This window comes from Hydrogenophaga pseudoflava, from assembly GCF_031020795.1.
Lineage (GTDB): Bacteria > Pseudomonadota > Gammaproteobacteria > Burkholderiales > Burkholderiaceae_C > Hydrogenophaga > Hydrogenophaga pseudoflava_A.
The window spans coordinates 982,034-999,420 of record NZ_JAVHJP010000001.1 but is presented as its reverse complement, the minus strand read 5'-3'; the positions used below and the strand labels follow the sequence as shown (position 1 = coordinate 999,420).

Here is a 17,387-nt window from a genome sequence, read left to right as displayed (position 1 = left end):
TCACTTCAGGGCCTCGAGCATCGCGCGCGTCACCAGCACCACGCCGCCCTCCGAGCGGTAGAAGCGCCTGGCGTCTTCGTCCGCGTCGTATCCGATCTGCATGCCTTCCGGGATCACACAGCCGTTGTCGATGACCACCTTGCGCAGCTTGCAGCCGCGGCCCACGTCGACCTCGGGCAGCAGCACGGCCTCGTCGACCTCGGCGTAGGAGTGGATGTGCACCTTGGAGAACAGCACCGAGCGGTTCACCGAACCGCCGGAGATGATGCAGCCGCCCGAGACCAGGGAGTCCACCGCCATGCCGCGGCGGCCGTCGTCGTTGAACACGAACTTGGCCGGCGGCAGCTGCTCCTGGTAGGTCCAGATCGGCCAGTCGCGGTCGTACATGTCCAGCTCGGGAATGGTGTTGGTCAGGTCCAGGTTGGCGGCCCAGTAGGCCTCCACGGTGCCGACGTCGCGCCAGTAGGCCGGGGCCTCGGGTGAGCTCTTGACGCAGGACATACCGAAGGGGTGCGCCACCGCCTGGCCCTCGGCCACCATGGCGGGGATCACGTCCTTGCCGAAGTCGCGGCTGGAGCCGGGTGTGGCCGCGTCCTTCTCCAGCGCGGCGAACAGCGCCTGGGCATCGAACACGTAGATGCCCATGCTGGCCAGCGAGACCCCGGGCTTGCCGGGCATGGCCGGCGGGTTGGCCGGCTTTTCGACGAACTCGACGATGTTGCGCATGGGGTCGATGGCCATCACGCCGAAGGCGCTGGCCTCGGCAATCGGCACCTCGATGCAGGCCACGGTGCACTTCTTGCCCTGGGCCACGTGGTCGGCGATCAGCTCGGCGTAGTCCATCTTGTAGATGTGGTCGCCGGCCAGGATGAGGATGTACTCCGGGTTGTGGGCACGCAGGATGTCCAGGTTCTGGTAGACCGCGTCGGCCGTGCCCAGGTACCAGCTGTCTTCGTCGATGCGCTGCTGCGCGGGCAGCAGGTCGATGAACTCGTTGAACTCGTTGCGCAAAAAGCTCCAGCCGCGCTGCAGGTGGCGCAGCAGCGAGTGCGACTTGTACTGGGTCAGCACGCCGATGCGGCGCACGCCGGAGTTCAGGCAGTTGGACAGAGCGAAGTCGATGATGCGGAACTTGCCGCCGAAGTACACCGCCGGCTTGGTGCGCCGGTCGGTCAGGGCCTTGAGCCGCGAGCCGCGGCCCCCTGCGAGCACCAGTCCGATGGTGCGGCGGGCCAGTTGCTGGGGGGATGTCTTGTCCATGCGTGTCTCCGGATGTTGTGGAACAGGGGGCGGGTTCAGTGTTCAGGCCAGCGGCCGTGCGCGCGGGTCATGGCGGCCAGGCGCTCGGCCGGCTCGTGGTTGACCTGGCTCCATTCGAAGCGCCACTCCCAGCAGCCGGTGGCCATGCCGGGCGTGTTCATGCGGTGGCGGGTGTCCAGGCCGAGCACGTCCTGGAACGGCACCACCACGGTGTTGACCACCGACTGCGAGGCCGCGCGCACCAGGGTCCAGTGCGGTTCGGTGGCGATGCAGGGGCCCAGGTAGTCCAGCGCCGCGTGGCGCTCACCGGCCGGTGCGCTGGCCCACCAGCCCACCGTGGTCTCGTTGTCGTGGGTGCCGGTGTAGGCCACGGCGTGGCGCTCCAGGTTGTGCGGCAGGTAAGGGTTCTTCGGGCCGCTGCCGAAGGCGAACTGCAGGATGCGCATGCCCGGGAAGCCGCAGGCCTCGCGCAGCGCGGTGACCTCGGGCGTGATCAGGCCCAGGTCCTCCGCGATGATGGGCAGCGGGCCGAGGTCTTCGGTGATGGCGTCGAAGAAATGCAGGCCCGGCCCCGGTTGCCACTGACCAGCCACCGCGGTCGGCTCGCTGGCCGGGATCTCCCAGTGCGCCTCGAAGCCGCGGAAATGGTCCAGCCGCACGATGTCGACCTGCCTGAACTGGTGCGCCAGCCGGTCCTTCCACCAGCGGTAGCCGTGGTGCGCCATGGCGTCCCAGTTGTAGAGCGGGTTGCCCCAGCGCTGACCGGTGGGGCTGAAGTAGTCGGGCGGCACACCGGCCACCACGTGCGGCTCCATGCGCTCGTCCAGCAGGAACTGGTCGGCGTGGGCCCAGACGTCGGCGCTGTGGTGGGCCACGAAGATCGGCGCATCGCCGACCATCTGTACGCCTTGTGAGCGGGCGTAGTCGCGCAGGCCCTGCCACTGCACCCAGAAGCGCCACTGCACGAAGCGCCAGAAGCCCAGGGCGTGCGCCGACTGCGCGCGCACCTCGTCCAGCGCGGCCGGATCGCGCCGCGCCAGCGGCTGCGGCCAGCGCGACCAGGGGCCGCCGTAGCGCTCGTCCAGCACCATGAACAGGGCGTAGTCGTCGAGCCAGTGCGCGTGTTCGGTGCAGAAGTCGGCGAGCGCGGCGCGGCACACATCGCTGGCGCGCTCGGCGAAGCCGTTCCAGGCCTTGCGCAGGCAGGCCATGCGCCAGGGCGCGACGCGCTCGAAGTCGCAGCGGTGGTGGTCGAAGCCCTGGCGCGGCGTCCAGGGCAGCCAGCCCTGGCGCACGAGGTCGTCGAGGTCGACCATCAGCGGGTTGCCGGCGAAGGCCGAGACGCTCTGGTAGGGCGAGTTGCCGGGACCGGCAGGCGAGAGCGGCAGCACCTGCCAGAGCGACTGGCCGGCGGCGGCCAGCCAGTCGACGAAGTGGCGTGCGGCGGGGCCGAGGTCGCCGCAGCCGTGCGGGCCGGGCAGGCTGGTGATGTGCAGCAGCACGCCGCTGGTGCGGCGCGCGAGCAGGGGGTGGACGGTGGTGTTCATGAAGCGGGATCGGAAGGGCTCGACGGGCCATGCAAGGCCCGGACCAGCACGCACACCGTCGGCTCGCTGAGCACCAGCCGGCCCTCGACCGGGGGGCCCGCCGGGGCGCCGGGGCCGCCCGCCACCAGCGCCTGCGCGCTGTCCAGCTGCAGCGCCCAGAGCCCCGGCGGCAGCTGCAGTTCGGCGGCTTCGCCCGCGTGCCACACCACCACCAGGGACTCCCGCGGCGGCTGCACGCCTTCGCCGACTGTGACGACGGCGGCCAGCGTGCGGTGGTCGTGGCTGCGCCAGGCGGCGGCGCTCAGCGGTGCGCCGTCGGTGTCGAACCAGGCGATGTCGGGCGCGGCGCCGTCCGCGGGCGGACGGCCGTCGAACCAGCGCGCCTGCCGTAGGCCGGGGTGGGCACGGCGCAGGGCGGTCAGTCCGGCCACGAAGGTCGCGAGCGCCGGGTCGGCGTGCGGCCAGTCCAGCCAGGTCAGGGCGTTGTCCTGGCAGTAGGCGTTGTTGTTGCCGCGCTGGCTGTGGCCGATCTCGTCGCCGGCCAGCAGCTGCGGCGTGCCCTGGGCGCAGAACAGCGTGGCCAGCAGGGCGCGGCGCCAGAGCCCGCGCCGCCGCAGTACGGCCGGCTGGTCGGTCGGCCCTTCGGTGCCGCCGTTGGCCGAGAGGTTGTGGCCGTGGCCGTCGCGGTTGTCTTCACCGTTGGCCCGGTTGTGCTTGCGGGCATACGAGGTCAGGTCGGCCAGGTTGAAGCCGTCGTGGGCGGTGAGCAGGTTCACGCTGGCCAGTGGTGTGCGGGCGCTGTGGCGGAACCGGTCGCTGCTGCCGCAGACACGGGTGGCGAGTTCGCCGCGCGAGGCCGGGTGGCCGAGCCAGAAGGCGCGCACGCCGTCTCGGAAGGCGTCGTTCCATTCGAGCCAGCCGGGCGCGAAACCGCCGGTGCGGTGTCCGTCCGGGCCGATGTCCCAGGGTTCGGCGATCAGGCGCACGCGGCGCAGCAGCGGGTCCTGCTGCATCGCGGTCAGCAGCGGTGCGTGGCGGTCGAAACGGTGGCCCTGCGCCGCCACACGGCCCAGCGACACCGCCAGATCGAAGCGGAAGCCATCGACGCCATAGGCCGCGACCCACCAGCGCAGGCTGTCCATCACCCACTGCAGCACGCGCGGTTCGCTCACGTTCAGGCTGTTGCCGGTGCCGCTGAAGTTGTGCGGCACACCGCGCTCGCCCATGGCGTACCACTGGTTCTGGCCGAGTCCGCGCCAGCAGAGCGTGGGGCCGTCGAGGTCGCTTTCGGCGGTGTGGTTGAACACCACATCCAGCACCACCTCGAGGCCGGCCCGGTGCAGGGCGTCGACCATGGCGCGGAACTCGTCGCGCACCGCCTGCGCCTCGGCAGCGTCCACCGGGTCGCGCCCGGCCGTGCAGGCCGCGTAGCCGGCGTGCGGCGCGAAGGCATTGAGCGTGTTGTAGCCCCAGTGGTTGGTGAGGCCGCGTGCGAGCAGGTGGCGCTCGCTGATGAAGGCGTGCACCGGCAGCAGACAGACCGTGGTCACGCCCAGGCGGCGCAGGTGGTCCAGCACCGCGGGGTGGGCCAGGCCGGCGTAGGTGCCGCGCAGCGAGGGCGGGATCTCGGGGTGCAGCCGGGTCAGGGCCTTGACGTGGGCCTCGTAGAGCACCACGCGCTCGGGCGCGATGCTCGGACCGGGCGTGACCGCAGCGCCGGCCGCCAGTTCAGCGGCGGTGTCGACCACCAGGCAGCGGGGCATGGCCGCCGCGTTGTCCGCCGCTTCGGGCCGGTGCTGCGCCCAGGGTTCCCCCGGCTGCAGCGGGTTGGCCACCGCGTGGCCGGTCTGCAGCGCCAGCCGCGCGGTGTCGCCGACCAAGCCTGTCGCCCAGGGGTCCATCAGCAGCCGCGCCGGGTTGAAGCGCTGTCCGGTATCGGGGTTCCAGGGGCCGTGCGCGCGCAGGCCGTAGGCCTGGCCGGCGCCGAGGCCGGGCACAAAACACGACCAGAGGCCATCGCCCACCGCGCCCAGCACCACCCTGCCGGTGGACTCGCGGAGCGCACCGAACAGCTGCACCTCCACCGCCGTCGCCTCGGGCGCCCAGACGGTGAAACGCACACCCTCGGCGCCGTTGTGGTGGACGAGGTGGGCGCCGAGCGCCGGTGTGGCCGCGTGTGTCATGTCTTCTCGGGTTGCAGCCAGAGAACGCCCAGCGGAGGCAGGGTCAGCGGCGCCGACCAGCCCTGGCCGTGCAAGGGCTGGGCTTGCGCCTGCACACGGCCGTGGTTGCCCACGTTGCTGCCACCGTAGTGGCTCGAATCGGTGTTCAGGCGCTCGGTCCAGGCGCCGTCGTGCGGCAGGCCGACGCGGTAGTCGTGGCGCACCACCGGGGTGAAGTTGGCCACCGCCACCAGGGTGTCTTCCAGCGTGCGCCCGAAGCGCACGAAGGCCATCACCGACTGGTCGGCGTCGTCGACCACCAGCCAGCGGAAGCTGTCGGGGTCGGTGTCGCGCGCGTGCAGCGCCGGCTGTCGGCGGTAGAGCATGTTGAGGTCGTGCACCAGGTTCTGCACGCCGGCGTGGGCCGGCTGCTCCAGCAGGTGCCAGGGCAGCTCGGCGTCGTGGTTCCACTCGGTGGGCTGCGCCAGCTCGGCGCCCATGAACAGCAGCTTCTTGCCCGGGTGGGCGTACATCCAGGCGTAGAGCGCGCGCAGGTTGGCCATCTTCTGCCAGGCGTCGCCGCTCATCTTGGCCAGCAGCGAGCCCTTGCCGTGCACCACCTCGTCGTGCGAGAGCGGCAGCACGTAGTCCTCGCTGTAGGCGTACATCATCGCGAAGCTCATCTGGTGGTGGTGCCAGCGCCGGTGCACCGGGTCCTGCGCCATGTAGGCCAGGGTGTCGTGCATCCAGCCCATGTTCCACTTGTGGTCGAAGCCCAGACCGCCGTGCCGCACGGCGCCGGTGACCTGCGGGAACGCGGTCGACTCTTCGGCGATGGTCATGGCCTGCGGCGCCTCGCGCTGCAGCACCTCGTGCACCTCGCGCAGGAAGGCGATGGCCTCGTAGTTCTCGCGCCCGCCGTCCTTGTTGGGCACCCACTCGCCTTCGGGCCGGCTGTAGTCTCGGTAGAGCATGGAGGCCACGGCGTCCACGCGCAGGCCGTCGATGCCGTATTCCTCGATCCAGTACAGCGCGTTGCCGACCAGGAAGTTCTTCACCTCGTGGCGGCCGAAGTTGTAGATGAGGGTGTTCCAGTCGCGGTGGAAGCCCTCGCGCGGGTCGGCGTGTTCGTAGAGCGCGGTGCCGTCGAAGCGGGCCAGCGCGTGTTCGTCGGCCGGGAAGTGCGCCGGCACCCAGTCGAGGATGATCTTCAGGCCGGCGGCGTGCGCAGCGTCGACGAAGCGCCGGAAACCGTCGGGCCGGCCGTAGCGCGCGGTGGGTGCGTAGAGGCCGGTGGGCTGGTAGCCCCAGGAGGCGTAGAACGGGTGCTCGCTGACCGGCAGCAGCTCCAGGTGGGTGAAGCCCAGGCCGGCGGCGTAGGGCACCAGGTGTTGCGCCAGATCGTCCCAGGTGGGCATGACGTTCCAGCCGCCGGGCCGCTTCCAGGAGCCGGCGTGGACTTCGTAGATTGCCATCGGCGCCGCCGGCCGCTGGTGTGGTCCGGTCGGCGGGGGCGCGGTGCGCAGCGGTTCGCAGACCCGGGCCGCGTTGCCGGGCGGCAGTTCGGTCTCGCGCGCACACGGGTCGGTCTTCAGGACGGTGCGGCCGTCGGCACCCTCGACCTGGAACTTGTACCAGGCGCCCACACCCGCGCCGGGCACGAACAGCTCCCACACGCCGCATTCCGGCCGGTGGCGCATGGCCTGCGGCTGCCAGCCGTTGAAGTCGCCGCGGAGCCCGACCCAGCGTGCGGCCGGCGCCCAGACGGCGAAGGCCACGCCGGTCTGGCCGCCCAGGGTGGTGGGGTGGGCGCCGAGCTTCTGCCAGGGCCGCAGATGCTTGCCCTCGGCCAGCAGCCAGGCGTCGGTGGGGCCTATCCAGAACGTGTCGTCAGCGGGCGTAGGGTGGTTCATGCTTGTCTCGCTCTCGGGGCATTCTGGCACCGAACGGGTACCGAGGGGTTACAAAATTACACGTTTCGGGGTCCGAAGTTTCATCGGATCACCGGGCGACAATCGGGCCATGAGTTCCTCCGTTTCGTCATGGCTCACCCCCCGCCGCCTGCTCATGGCCTCGGTGGTGGTGGCCACGATCACCATTGCCCTCAAGACCCTGGCCTGGTGGGTCACCGACTCGGTCGGCCTGCTGTCGGATGCCATGGAGTCGCTGGTGAACCTGGCCAGTGCCGTGTTCGGCCTGGTCATGGTCACCATCGCAGCCCGACCCGCCGACGACGACCATCCCTATGGGCACCACAAGGCCGAGTACTTCTCTTCGGGTTTCGAGGGCATTCTGATCATCGTCGCCGCGCTGGGCATTGTCTGGACCGCCGGTCAGCGCCTGCTCGACCCGCAGCCGCTGGAACAGGTGGGCTGGGGTCTGGCCCTGTCGGTGGCCAGTTCGGCGCTCAACGGCCTGCTGGCCTGGGTGATGTTCCGCGCGGCAAAGGAGCACCGCTCGATCGCGCTGGAGGCCGACGCCAGGCACCTGGTGACCGACGTCTGGACCTCGGCCGGCGTGGTGGCGGGCATTGCGCTGGTGCAGGTCACGGGCTGGCTGTGGCTGGACCCGGTGGTGGCCATCGGTGTGGCACTGAACATTCTCAAGGAAGGCTTTCACCTGATCTGGCGCTCGACCCAGGGCCTGATGGACGAGGCGGTCGAGCCCGAGGTGATGGCCACCATCGAACAGACCCTGGCCGGGTTTGCCCACAAGCGTGGCGACACCGAGATCATCCGCTTCGACCACGTCAGCACCCGCAAGGCGGGCCAGCGGCGCTTCGTGGACCTGCACATGCACATGCCTTCGGGCTGGACCCTGGGCCGCGCCGCGGCCGTGCGAACCAGTGTCGAGCAGGCGCTGATGAGTGCGGTGCCGGGGCTGCGCGCCAGCATCCAGCTGCTGCCCTCGGACGTGGAGGCACATTTCTACGATGAGGCGGACCTGAAATGATCGCATTGCTGCAGCGGGTGAGCGAAGCCCGCGTCGAGATCGCGGGCGAGACCGTGGGCCAGATCGGCCATGGCCTGCTGGTGCTGGTGTGCGCCGAGCCCGCCGACACCGAGGCCGTGGGCCAGAAGCTGCTGTCCAAGATACTGAAGCTGCGTGTCTTTGCCGACGAGGCCGGCAAGATGAACCGCAGCGTGCTGGACGTGGGCGGCGGTCTGCTGGTCGTCAGCCAGTTCACCCTGGCCGCAGACACCTCGGGCGGCAACCGGCCGGGCTTCACCGGTGCGGCGCCGCCGGCCCTGGGCGAGGCGCTGTACGACCGCTTCGTGGCGCTGGCCCGTGCGCAGCACCCGACCGTCGCCACCGGGCGCTTCGGCGCCGACATGCAGGTGCACCTGGTCAACGACGGCCCGGTCACCATCCCGATGCGCATGAGCTGAGCGCGTCCTTCCCGTTTCCATGCTGTTGACCGAATGAGCCTGTCGCTCCTGACCTCCTGTTCCTTGTCGTCGCTGCCGGCCGGGCGTGTGCTCGGCGGCTTTCACGTCGGTACCGGCTCACCACCACCGGCGGCCTGGCCGCTGCAGAACCTGTCGACCCCGGTGCTGCACGGCGGTGAGGCGCTGCTGGAGTGCTGGGTGGTGCCGGAGGGCGCTCCGATGCAGGCCGGCGCGCACGAGGGCGTGGCCTGGCGCCGCAGCGGCGACCTGCTGTTCGGCGTGGTCGATGTGGCGGAGGCCGGCGTGTTGCCCGAACCGGGCCGCAGCCCCATGCAGCAGGCGGCCTTTGAGGTCTATGCGCGCATCTTCCGCCTGCTCGACGCCGAGGGCCTGCCGCACCTGTGGCGGCTGTGGAACTACATGGCCGACATCAACGGCGAAGCCGACGGTCTGGAGCGCTACCGGCAGTTCAACATGGGCCGCGGCGATGCCTTCGAGGCCGGTGCACGCAGTGTGGTGGGCCGCGTGCCGGCGGCCTGCGCGCTGGGCGTGGCGTCCGGCCCGCTCACGGTGGCCTTTCTCGCCGGGCCGACGCCCATCGTGCCGGTCGAGAACCCGCGCCAGGTCAGCGCCTTTCTCTACCCGGACCGCTACGGCCCGCGCAGCCCGACCTTTTCGCGCGCGGCGCTGGTGCACCCGCCGGGCCAGGAAATCCTGTTCGTCTCGGGCACGGCCAGCATCGTCGGGCATGAAACGGTGCACCCGGGCGATGTGCGGGCGCAGACCGCGGAGAGCCTGGACAACATTGCGGCGGTGCTGGCGCAGGCTTCCTTGAAATCCCGCAGCGGCGCGTTCGCGCTGGGCGACCTGGGCTACCGCGCCTATGTGCGCCATGCGGCCGATCTCGATGCCGTGCGCGAGGTGGTTGCGCAGCGCCTGGGCGATGCGCCGGTGACGTATGTGCTGGCCGACGTCTGCCGAAGCGACCTGCTGGTCGAGATCGAAGGGCAGAGCGTCCGCTGATCAGTACGGGCTCTTGATGCCCAGACCCGCGAGGATTTCAATCTCGCGCGCCTCCATCGCCTCGGCGTCCGCTTCGCCGGTCTCGTGGTCCCAGCCCTGGGCGTGCAGGGTGCCGTGCACCAGCAGGTGCGCGTAGTGGGCGGCCAGGGCCTTCTTCTGTTCCTTGGCCTCTTTCGCCACCACCGGCGCGCACAGCACCAGGTCGGCCATCACCACCGGCTCGGTGGCGTAGTCGAAGGTCAGCACGTTGGTGGCGTAGTCCTTGCCGCGGTAGCTGCGGTTGAGCGCCTGGCCTTCCTCGGCGTCGACGATGCGCACGGTGATCTCGGCGTCGGCCTCCAGCGCGTGGCGGATGCAGCGCATCACGGTGTGGCGGGGCAGCGCGGCGCGGTGGCGCGCGGCGTCTTTCAGGTCGCCGAACTGCAGCGAGAGGGAGAGGGCGGGCAGGGCCATGTTCGGAGCGTCGGGCGGGAGGGTCAGGCGGACTTGCGGCGGGTGCGGGCGGGCGCCTCGGCCGCACCCGGGCTGCGCGCGTCGTAGGCGTCGACGATGCGCGCCACCAGCGGGTGGCGCACCACGTCGGCGCTGGTCAGGCGGTTGAAGGCGATGCCGGTCACGCGCTTCAAGACACGCTCGGCGTCGATCAGGCCCGAGAGCTGGGTCACCGGCAGGTCGATCTGGCTCACGTCACCGGTCACCACGGCCTTGCTGCCGAAACCGATGCGGGTGAGGAACATCTTCATCTGCTCGGGCGTGGTGTTCTGTGCCTCGTCGAGGATGACGAAGGCGTGGTTGAGCGTGCGCCCGCGCATGAAGGCCAGCGGTGCGATCTCGATCTGCTGGCGCTCGAAGGCCTTCTGCACCTTGTCGAAACCCATCAGGTCGTAGAGCGCGTCGTACAGCGGGCGCAGGTAGGGGTCGACCTTCTGGCCCAGGTCGCCGGGCAGGAAGCCCAGCTTCTCGCCGGCCTCCACCGCCGGGCGCGTCAGCACGATCTTCTGCACCGCGCTGCGTTCCAGCGCGTCCACCGCGCAGGCCACCGCCAGGTAGGTCTTGCCGGTGCCGGCCGGGCCGATGCCGAAGGTGATGTCGTGCGTGGCCATGTTGTCCAGGTAGCGCGCCTGGTTCGGCGTGCGCCCGCGCACCTCGCCACGGCGGGTCTGCATCGTGGTGGCCTCGTCGCCGCCGGGCGGCAGCGCGGTGTCGCCGGCCAGCATGAGTTGCACCTTCTCTTCGGGGATGGGCTTCTTGGCCATCTCGTACAGCGCCTGCAGCACCTCCAGCGCCTGGTTCGCCTTGGCCTTGGGGCCTTCGATGCGGAACTGCTCGAAACGGTGCGCCACCTTGACGTGCAGCGCCGCCTCGATGGCGCGGATGTGGCGGTCCATGGGCCCGCAGAGGTGGGCCATGCGCGGGTTGTCGGGCGGGGAGAAGGTGTGGCGGAGGATCAAAACAGATAATCCCGGGCTGATTGGTGAAAGGCCCCCAATGATAGGCAAGCTGACCGGCACGCTGCTGGAAAAGAACCCGCCCCAGATCCTGATCGACTGCCATGGCGTGGGCTACGAGGTCGACGTGCCCATGAGCACCTTCTACAACCTGCCGGCGGCGGGTGAGAAGGTGTCGCTGCTGACGCACTTCGTGGTGCGCGAGGACGCGCAGATCCTTTACGGCTTCGGCTCTGCGGCCGAGCGCGAGGCGTTCAGACAACTGGTCAAGATTTCAGGCATCGGCCCGCGCACTGCGCTTTCGGTGCTCTCGGGTCTTTCGGTGGCCGAGCTGGCGCAGGCGGTGACGGCGCAGGAAGCCGGCCGCATCGTCAAGGTGCCGGGCATCGGCAAGAAGACCGCCGAGCGCCTGCTGCTCGAACTCAAGGGCAAGCTGGGTGCCGACCTGCCGCTGCCGGGCGCGGCCACCGCCGTCGGCGATGCGGCCAGCGACATCCAGCAGGCACTGATGGCCCTGGGCTACAGCGAAAAGGACGCGGCGGCGGCGCTCAAGGCGCTGCCGGCGGGCGTGGGGGTGAGCGAGGGCATCAAGCTGGCGCTGAAGTCGCTGGCGAAGTAGGCAGGCACAGGCCGGACACGGCCAGGGGAGGGGAAATGAAAAAAGTCATGTGGTCGCTGCACCTGGTGGTGCTGGCGCTGTCGGGTTGTGCGTTCACGCCCAGCGGCAAGATGGAAGAGGCGCTGAAGTCCGGCCGCGCGGTGGTCATCAGTCCGGGGTTCACCGCGGGCGGGGCGCTGTGGGTGCGGCAGGGCAACCCGGACCAGCGGTTCACGCTGTCGATCATGGCCGAGGCCAAGACCCGCATCGGCACCGCCTACCAGATGGCGGTGGTCGAGCCGGGCACCTACCACCTGGTGGGCGTGTCCGGCTACGCCGGGCCCGGGCGGGCGGTCCCCGGGGCCCTGCCGGCGCCGGGCGCCGTCGGGGCGGTGGGGCAAGTCATCATGCTCAACCGGATGTACAGCGAGCTGTACATCGAGCGGGTCTGGAAGGACCGCGTGGTCGAGCGGGGGATGATTCCCGGAGCCCCCTACTGCGCGTCCGCGGGGCGCTACGGCGACTGCCTGGTGTGGGGCCAGAACCCGCCCACCTATTACGAACGCATCGCCCAGGAGGCGGGCTGGTACGAGGAGAAGCGCTACCGCCCGGCGGTCAACGTGGTCGACCGCGTGCTGGCCTTCGGCAGGCGGGGGCCGCTGGCCACGCTGGAGGTCCGCGCCGGGGAGGCCCTGCTGATCAACACGGTCCGTGTGCCGGTGCAAGACATCGGTTACGACCCGCAGCGCTGCGCCCCAGGGGAGGAGAAGGAGGAGGTGGCCTGTCCGCTGGACCGGGTGGTGGTCGAGTCGGGGCAGATCAACATGGATTTTTTCCTTGAGCAGGCGAGCACCGGTCGCGCGCCCCTGGACCCGGCCCTGCTGGCGCGCGTGAAGGCCCACCCGATCGAGCCGGTGGGACGGCGCGCCGGCCGCAGCGCCGACGGCCTGACCCAGTACGAGTACAGCGGCGCCCCGACGGTGGCGCGGCGGCTCACATCCCCTCGCGAACGACCCGCCCGTTGAGCGCCTGCACCGGGCGGGCGTTGTTCGGGAAGATCTGCGAAAACAGCTTGAGCTGTTCCCGGCTCACGGTCACCGGGGTCTTGAGCACGTTCCACAGCACGCCCTCGGTGCAGGGCGGGGTGGTGAGCGAGCCCATGAACTGGTAGTAGCGCTGGTCGGTGGGCAGCAGCTCGCGCAGATCGATCAGGCCTGCGGGCAGGCGCACCCGGTCGCCGCTGTCCAGCGGCATGTGGGTCCAGACCTTGTGGATGAGACCGTTGGCCGCACCCGGGTCGATCAGCACCGCCACCACCGCCAGCTGGCCTTCGTGGTTCCGGTGCACCAGGTGGGCGACCATCGCGAAGCTGCGGTGGTTGACGCGCTCTTCCGACGGGTGGTGGAAGTGGAACTGCAGCAGCTCGTAGGTGGAGCCGCGCACGCTCAGGGTGTTTCCGGGCTCCAGATCGACCTGGATGGTGTGGCCGTTGTGCACCACGCTGCCGCCGGTGGGACGGTAGTCGAACTGCAGCGGTTCGGCCGGGCCCTGCAGCGTGGCCGACTCCTGGATGTGCACCGGCGACTGGCGTTTGCCGATGGCGCAGACGTTGAATTCGGGCTTCACGCGGGCCCAGTGCTCGGGGCCATGCTCCCCTTCGTAGGCCCAGTGGGGGTCGTGCCCCTTGGCCGCGCTGCCGCCATGGGCCTCGGGGGCGGCGTGGCCTTCGCGGATGGCCTTGACCACCCGGGTGGAGGTCGGGTGGGCGGGCGGCGGCGCGTGCTCGGTGCCGCGGTGCTTGTCGAGCACCGCCTTGATTTTTGCGGCGACGGCCTGTGGGTCTGAGGCGGACGCGGCAGCCGGCTCGGCTGTGGCGGTTTTGGGCTGGGCGCCGGGCTTGGCGGTGCCCACGGGCAGCGCGATGGGGGTGGGTGGCGGCGGGGCTGCGGTCGCGGCACCACCGGTCGCGCGGGCTGTGCCGGGCGCCGTCAGGAACCAGATGGCGGCCAGTACCAGCGCCGAAGCGAGGGCGGTCCGGATCAGCGCCGGAGGCGCTGGATGGTGGGCGGCGGCGGTTCGGTTCATGGCGGGCGGGTCGTGAAACGGGGGTGTTCCGGGTATCGGCAGCCGGCGCCACCGACTTGAGCCAGGCCCCGGAAACAGGCCTGTATAGTCGGCTCCGTGAGTATCCAGACCGACGATTTCGCCCCCGCACCGCGGGTCGTTTCAGCCACCACTTTTTCGCCCAAGGAAGAAGCGATCGAGCGCGCGCTGCGCCCCAAGCTGCTGGACGAATACGTGGGCCAGCAGAAGGTGCGCGAGCAGCTGGAGATCTTCATCGGCGCGGCCAAGAAGCGCGCCGAGGCGCTGGACCATGTGCTGCTGTTCGGGCCGCCCGGCCTGGGCAAGACCACGCTCTCGCACATCATTGCGCAGGAACTCGGGGTGAACCTGCGCCAGACCAGCGGCCCGGTGCTGGAAAAGCCCAAGGACCTGGCGGCGCTGCTGACCAACCTGGAACCCAACGACGTGCTGTTCATCGACGAGATCCACCGGCTCTCGCCGGTGGTCGAGGAAATCCTCTACCCCGCGCTGGAGGACTACCAGATCGACATCATGATCGGCGAGGGGCCGGCGGCGCGCAGCATCAAGCTGGACCTGCAGCCTTTCACCCTGGTCGGCGCCACCACCCGCGCCGGCATGCTCACCAACCCGCTGCGCGACCGCTTCGGCATCGTCGCGCGGCTGGAGTTCTACACCGCCGAAGAGCTCTCGCGCATCGTCACGCGCAGCGCTGGTCTGCTGAACGCGCCCATCGATGCCGCCGGCTCGTTCGAGATCGCGCGCCGTTCGCGCGGCACGCCCCGCATCGCCAACCGCCTGCTGCGCCGCGTGCGCGACTTCGCCGACGTGAAGGGTGACGGCCGCATCACGGCCGACATCGCGGGCCGCGCGCTGACCATGCTGGACGTCGACCCGCAGGGCTTCGACCTGATGGACCGCAAGCTGCTGGAGGCGGTGATCCACCGCTTCGACGGCGGTCCGGTGGGGCTGGACAACATCGCTGCCAGCATCGGCGAGGAGCGCGACACCATCGAGGACGTGATCGAGCCCTACCTGATCCAGCAGGGCTACCTGCAGCGCACGCCGCGCGGGCGCACCGCCACGCTGGCCGCCTACCGCCACCTGGGCGTGGCGCCGCCGGCATCCGGCGACCAGCTGTTCCAGGACGCCGGCTGACGTGGACAGGGCGCAGGACGACCCGACGGGACTGCCGGCCAGCGCCGCGACGCTGTACCGCGCGGCCCTGGGTCCGTCCGGTGCCGGCGCCTACCTGCCGGTCATCGCCCGTTTCGAAGAGCGCGGTCGCTCGGCCATGGTCTGGAACACGCGCGCCGCGCTGGGCCAGCTGGCCTGGCTGGTGTACTGGCGCCTGTGGGACGCGGTGCTGGCGCAGGCCGGACTGGCGCTGGCGGCGGTGGCGGCGCTGGGCTGGCTCTGGATGCGCGCGGAGGGTGTGCCCACGGGCATTCAGGTCGGACTGACGGTGTCGGCCGTGGTGCTGTGGTGCGCGCTGCCCGGCCTGTGGGGCATGGCGTTCCTGCACCGGGGGCTGCGCGACCGGGTGGCCACTGCGGTCGAGGAGGCCGACAGCTTCCAGGAAGCGGTGCAGCGGCTGGAGCGTTCGGCGCTCGCCTGGGCTTTTGCGGGCCGTGTGGCCGCGGCGGCGGTCCTGCTGGTGGTCGTGCTGCTGGCGGGGGTGGTCTGGCAGCGGTGGCGTCCGCCCGTGGTGGACGAGGTGCAGGTTCAGCGGCCGGTGCGACCGCCGCTGCAGCCCGCGTCGGCTCCTGCCGCGGTGTCGCCGGCCGAGGCCGCACCGACCGAGGTTGCACCGGCGGCACCTGCGCCCGAGCCCCCCGTTCAACCCCCGGTCCCGGCGGTGGTGGCCGTGTCCGCCGAGCCGGCCGCGGCGCCCGCGCCCCCACCCGCGGAGCCGGTGCTCCGGCCCCGACCACGGGGCTTCGGCGTCAACGTGGGCATGTTCGCCCGGGAAGCCAACGCCGAGCGGGCGAGATCGCTGCTGGTGGACGCCGGCTTGCCCGTGCTGGAGGACCCCATCGAGTCGGCGCGCGGTCCGCTCACCCGCGTGCGGGTGGGACCCTTCGAGCGGCGCGAACAGGCCGAGCAGGCGGCGGCAAAGGTGCGGGCGCTGGGCCTGGAAGCCCGGGTCTACGCGCCCTGACGCGGCGCCTCGCGCAGCAGGCCGGCCACCATCAGGCACTGCGCCGCGTAGTAGCTCGCGAGCACCAGCAGGTCGCGCGCCGGCAGCGGCACGAGGAAGCGGTCGGTCGCCAGCAAGGCATCGCTGGCCATGAAGCACAGGGCACCCGCCGCCACGCACCAGGCCGCCGGGCTCGCATGTACACGGGCCCGCCCCAGGGCCTGCGACGCCATCAGTGCGATGGCGAGCACATAGGCCGCCACCGGCGCTCGCAGGCCCGCCGGCAGACCGCCGCCCCAGGGACCTCCGCTCCAGAGCAGCGCGTACATCGCCAGGCCCACGGCGCCCACCGCCCACAGCGCCCGCCGGTCGGCGAACCACGGGGCGTCGGACCGCAGGCGCACGATGTAGGCCAGGTGGGCCAGCAGGAACGAGGCCAGGCCGGCAATGAAGAAGCCGTCGAACATCAGGAAGGCGTCGCCCACGAGCGAGCCGACGAGTGCAGCCAGCAGCCAGCCTCGGCCGCGCCCGTCCGCGCGCAACACCAGGCCGATGGCGACCAGCATGGTCAGTGGCTTGAACACCCGGTGCAGCCCGGTCCAGCCTTCGGCGGCGGCAAGCGTGGCCACTGCGGCGCTGAGGACCATCAGCGCCAGGCCGGGGCCGATGCGCCCCTGCAGCAGCGCGCCCTGCGCCCAGAGACCGGCCAGCAGGGCGGCGGTCCAGGGCAGGTTGCCGGTCAGGGGTCGAGCGTCGGCGGTCCAGAGGAAGAAGGCGACGCCGCCGAGCAGCAGCACGAACACCAGCGCCGCCAGCGCCTGCGTGCCCCGTGCGGCGGGTGGGTCGAAGCGCTGCACGGTCGCGAGGTCGAAGGCCGGGGCGGGCCAGCGCGCCGCCACATCGGCCGCGCGCCAGCCGGGCGGTCGGAGCCAGGTGCGCAGCCGGTCGCGCCAGCGGGCCGTGTGCGCGCTGTCGCGGGCCTGCGCGGCGTAGACCTCGGCGTTGGCCCACACCGGGTCCCAGCTGTCCAGCGGCTTGCGTGTGCCGTAGACGCAGGGCTCTTTCGGGTCTTCGGGCTCGAAGCTGCCGAACAGGTGGTCCCAGAGCATCAGGATGCCGCCGTAGTTCTTGTCCAGGTAGCGGCCGTTCACCGCGTGGTGCACGCGGTGGTTCGAGGGTGAAGCGAACCAGCGGTCGAAAGGGCCCAGCGAGCCGATCTGCTCGGTGTGGATCCAGAACTGGTAGAGCAGGTCCACCAGGCCCACCACCGCGAACACCAGCGGCGGCACACCCGCCAGCGCCATCGGCAGGTAGAACACCCAGCCCAGCAGCGCGTAGCTGGCGGGCTGGCGCAGCGCGGTCGAGAGGTTGTAGTGCTGGCTCTGGTGGTGCACCACGTGCGCGGCCCAGAGCACGCCCACCTCGTGGCCAAGGCGGTGGTTCCAGTAGTACAGGAAGTCGTAGAACACCAGGGCCAGCAGCCAGCCGGCGGGCGAGGTCCAGAAGGCGTCGTCGCGCCAGAGCGCGGCGTGGTCCTGCACCCAGACGTAGATGCCCAGGCGCAGCGCGAGGGTGAACACGTCGGCCACGCGGCTGAGCATGCCCAGACCGACGCTGTTGAGCGTGTCCGCCAGCGCGTAGGTGTTGCGGCCGCGCCGCCGGCCCACCCAGAACTCGAGCGCGATCAGCAGCAGGAACACCGGCGTGGCGAGCACGATGACCTGGTTGGGGCTCATGG

The 17,387-nt window shown here is 70.9% G+C and carries 15 protein-coding genes; 7 read left to right on the top strand and 8 right to left on the bottom strand.

Translation table 11 applies throughout. The features are described from left to right. From glgC to glgB, 4 genes are read right to left on the bottom strand one after another with little or no spacing between them, the layout of a single operon-like run. Nucleotides 1-1,260, bottom strand: a complete 1,260-nt coding sequence (gene glgC / locus RCO38_RS04880) for a glucose-1-phosphate adenylyltransferase (protein ID WP_308327159.1) — start codon at nucleotides 1,258-1,260, stop codon at nucleotides 1-3. Nucleotides 1,261-1,295: 35 nt separating this feature from the next. Further along, on the bottom strand, nucleotides 1,296-2,807 hold the full coding sequence (malQ, locus tag RCO38_RS04875) for a 4-alpha-glucanotransferase (protein ID WP_308327158.1): 1,512 nt from the start codon (nucleotides 2,805-2,807) through the stop codon (nucleotides 1,296-1,298). Next, on the bottom strand, nucleotides 2,804-4,990 hold the full coding sequence (gene glgX / locus RCO38_RS04870) for a glycogen debranching protein GlgX (RefSeq protein ID WP_308327157.1): 2,187 nt from the start codon (nucleotides 4,988-4,990) through the stop codon (nucleotides 2,804-2,806). The genes malQ and glgX overlap by 4 nt, the downstream gene beginning before the upstream one ends. After that, entirely contained in the window at nucleotides 4,987-6,882 is a 1,896-nt protein-coding gene (gene glgB / locus RCO38_RS04865) for a 1,4-alpha-glucan branching protein GlgB (RefSeq protein ID WP_308327156.1), read from the bottom strand. Before glgB ends, glgX begins: the two co-directional genes overlap by 4 nt. A 109-nt stretch (nucleotides 6,883-6,991) precedes the next feature. Here glgB and RCO38_RS04860 point away from each other — a divergent pair, with 109 nt between their 5' ends. The 3 genes from RCO38_RS04860 to RCO38_RS04850 are packed head-to-tail and all read left to right on the top strand — an operon-like array spanning nucleotide 6,992 to nucleotide 9,381. Continuing rightward, nucleotides 6,992-7,921: a cation diffusion facilitator family transporter gene (locus tag RCO38_RS04860; protein ID WP_308327155.1), complete on the top strand. Its 930-nt coding sequence runs from the start codon at nucleotides 6,992-6,994 to the stop codon at nucleotides 7,919-7,921. Further along, nucleotides 7,918-8,358 (top strand): D-aminoacyl-tRNA deacylase, encoded by a 441-nt coding sequence (dtd, locus tag RCO38_RS04855; protein WP_308327154.1) that lies wholly within the window; start codon nucleotides 7,918-7,920, stop codon nucleotides 8,356-8,358. Before RCO38_RS04860 ends, dtd begins: the two co-directional genes overlap by 4 nt. Before the next feature lie 33 nt (nucleotides 8,359-8,391). Next, complete coding sequence (locus RCO38_RS04850; protein ID WP_308327153.1) at nucleotides 8,392-9,381, top strand: chorismate transformation enzyme, FkbO/Hyg5 family; 990 nt, start codon at nucleotides 8,392-8,394, stop codon at nucleotides 9,379-9,381. Here the strand turns inward: RCO38_RS04850 and ybeY are convergent, their stop codons facing one another. Both ybeY and RCO38_RS04840 read right to left on the bottom strand, forming a co-directional pair. Beyond that, on the bottom strand, nucleotides 9,382-9,834 hold the full coding sequence (gene ybeY, locus RCO38_RS04845) for an rRNA maturation RNase YbeY (protein WP_308327152.1): 453 nt from the start codon (nucleotides 9,832-9,834) through the stop codon (nucleotides 9,382-9,384). A 23-nt stretch (nucleotides 9,835-9,857) separates the two neighbouring features. Next, a complete protein-coding gene (locus RCO38_RS04840) occupies nucleotides 9,858-10,832 on the bottom strand; it encodes a PhoH family protein (protein WP_308327151.1) in 975 nt (324 codons plus the stop codon). A gap of 37 nt (nucleotides 10,833-10,869) precedes the next feature. On the opposite strand from RCO38_RS04840, the gene ruvA reads away from it, so the two are divergent. After that, nucleotides 10,870-11,448: a Holliday junction branch migration protein RuvA gene (gene ruvA, locus RCO38_RS04835; protein WP_308327150.1), complete on the top strand. Its 579-nt coding sequence runs from the start codon at nucleotides 10,870-10,872 to the stop codon at nucleotides 11,446-11,448. Between the two features lie 35 nt (nucleotides 11,449-11,483). Further along, nucleotides 11,484-12,452: a hypothetical protein gene (locus tag RCO38_RS04830; RefSeq protein WP_308327149.1), complete on the top strand. Its 969-nt coding sequence runs from the start codon at nucleotides 11,484-11,486 to the stop codon at nucleotides 12,450-12,452. On the opposite strand, the gene RCO38_RS04825 is transcribed toward RCO38_RS04830, so the two are convergent. Next, entirely contained in the window at nucleotides 12,421-13,512 is a 1,092-nt protein-coding gene (locus RCO38_RS04825; protein WP_308327148.1) for a carbonic anhydrase, read from the bottom strand. The genes RCO38_RS04830 and RCO38_RS04825 overlap by 32 nt on opposite strands. Nucleotides 13,513-13,608: 96 nt before the next feature. Here RCO38_RS04825 and ruvB point away from each other — a divergent pair, with 96 nt between their 5' ends. Beyond that, nucleotides 13,609-14,667 carry a Holliday junction branch migration DNA helicase RuvB gene (gene ruvB, locus RCO38_RS04820; RefSeq protein ID WP_308327147.1) on the top strand — a complete coding sequence of 353 codons (1,059 nt, stop codon included), beginning with the start codon at nucleotides 13,609-13,611 and terminating at the stop codon, nucleotides 14,665-14,667. 1 nt (nucleotide 14,668) lies between these two features. Next, on the top strand, nucleotides 14,669-15,670 hold the full coding sequence (locus RCO38_RS04815; RefSeq protein WP_308327146.1) for an SPOR domain-containing protein: 1,002 nt from the start codon (nucleotides 14,669-14,671) through the stop codon (nucleotides 15,668-15,670). Here RCO38_RS04815 and RCO38_RS04810 read toward each other — a convergent pair. After that, complete coding sequence (locus RCO38_RS04810; protein ID WP_308327145.1) at nucleotides 15,658-17,385, bottom strand: lysoplasmalogenase family protein; 1,728 nt, start codon at nucleotides 17,383-17,385, stop codon at nucleotides 15,658-15,660. The two genes, RCO38_RS04815 and RCO38_RS04810, sit on opposite strands and share 13 nt — an antisense overlap. Nucleotides 17,386-17,387 lie beyond the last annotated feature (2 nt).

Bases quoted from the DNA above. Each gene is read 5' to 3' on its own strand.
- glgC (WP_308327159.1), bottom strand. From the start codon at position 1,260: ATGGACAAGACATCCCCCCAGCAACTGGCCCGCCGCACCATCGGACTG.
- malQ (WP_308327158.1), bottom strand. From the start codon at position 2,807: ATGAACACCACCGTCCACCCCCTGCTCGCGCGCCGCACCAGCGGCGTG.
- glgX (WP_308327157.1), bottom strand. From the start codon at position 4,990: ATGACACACGCGGCCACACCGGCGCTCGGCGCCCACCTCGTCCACCAC.
- glgB (WP_308327156.1), bottom strand. From the start codon at position 6,882: ATGAACCACCCTACGCCCGCTGACGACACGTTCTGGATAGGCCCCACC.
- RCO38_RS04860 (WP_308327155.1), top strand. From the start codon at position 6,992: ATGAGTTCCTCCGTTTCGTCATGGCTCACCCCCCGCCGCCTGCTCATG.
- dtd (WP_308327154.1), top strand. From the start codon at position 7,918: ATGATCGCATTGCTGCAGCGGGTGAGCGAAGCCCGCGTCGAGATCGCG.
- RCO38_RS04850 (WP_308327153.1), top strand. From the start codon at position 8,392: ATGAGCCTGTCGCTCCTGACCTCCTGTTCCTTGTCGTCGCTGCCGGCC.
- ybeY (WP_308327152.1), bottom strand. From the start codon at position 9,834: ATGGCCCTGCCCGCCCTCTCCCTCTCGCTGCAGTTCGGCGACCTGAAA.
- ruvA (WP_308327150.1), top strand. From the start codon at position 10,870: ATGATAGGCAAGCTGACCGGCACGCTGCTGGAAAAGAACCCGCCCCAG.
- RCO38_RS04830 (WP_308327149.1), top strand. From the start codon at position 11,484: ATGAAAAAAGTCATGTGGTCGCTGCACCTGGTGGTGCTGGCGCTGTCG.
- RCO38_RS04825 (WP_308327148.1), bottom strand. From the start codon at position 13,512: ATGAACCGAACCGCCGCCGCCCACCATCCAGCGCCTCCGGCGCTGATC.
- RCO38_RS04810 (WP_308327145.1), bottom strand. From the start codon at position 17,385: ATGAGCCCCAACCAGGTCATCGTGCTCGCCACGCCGGTGTTCCTGCTG.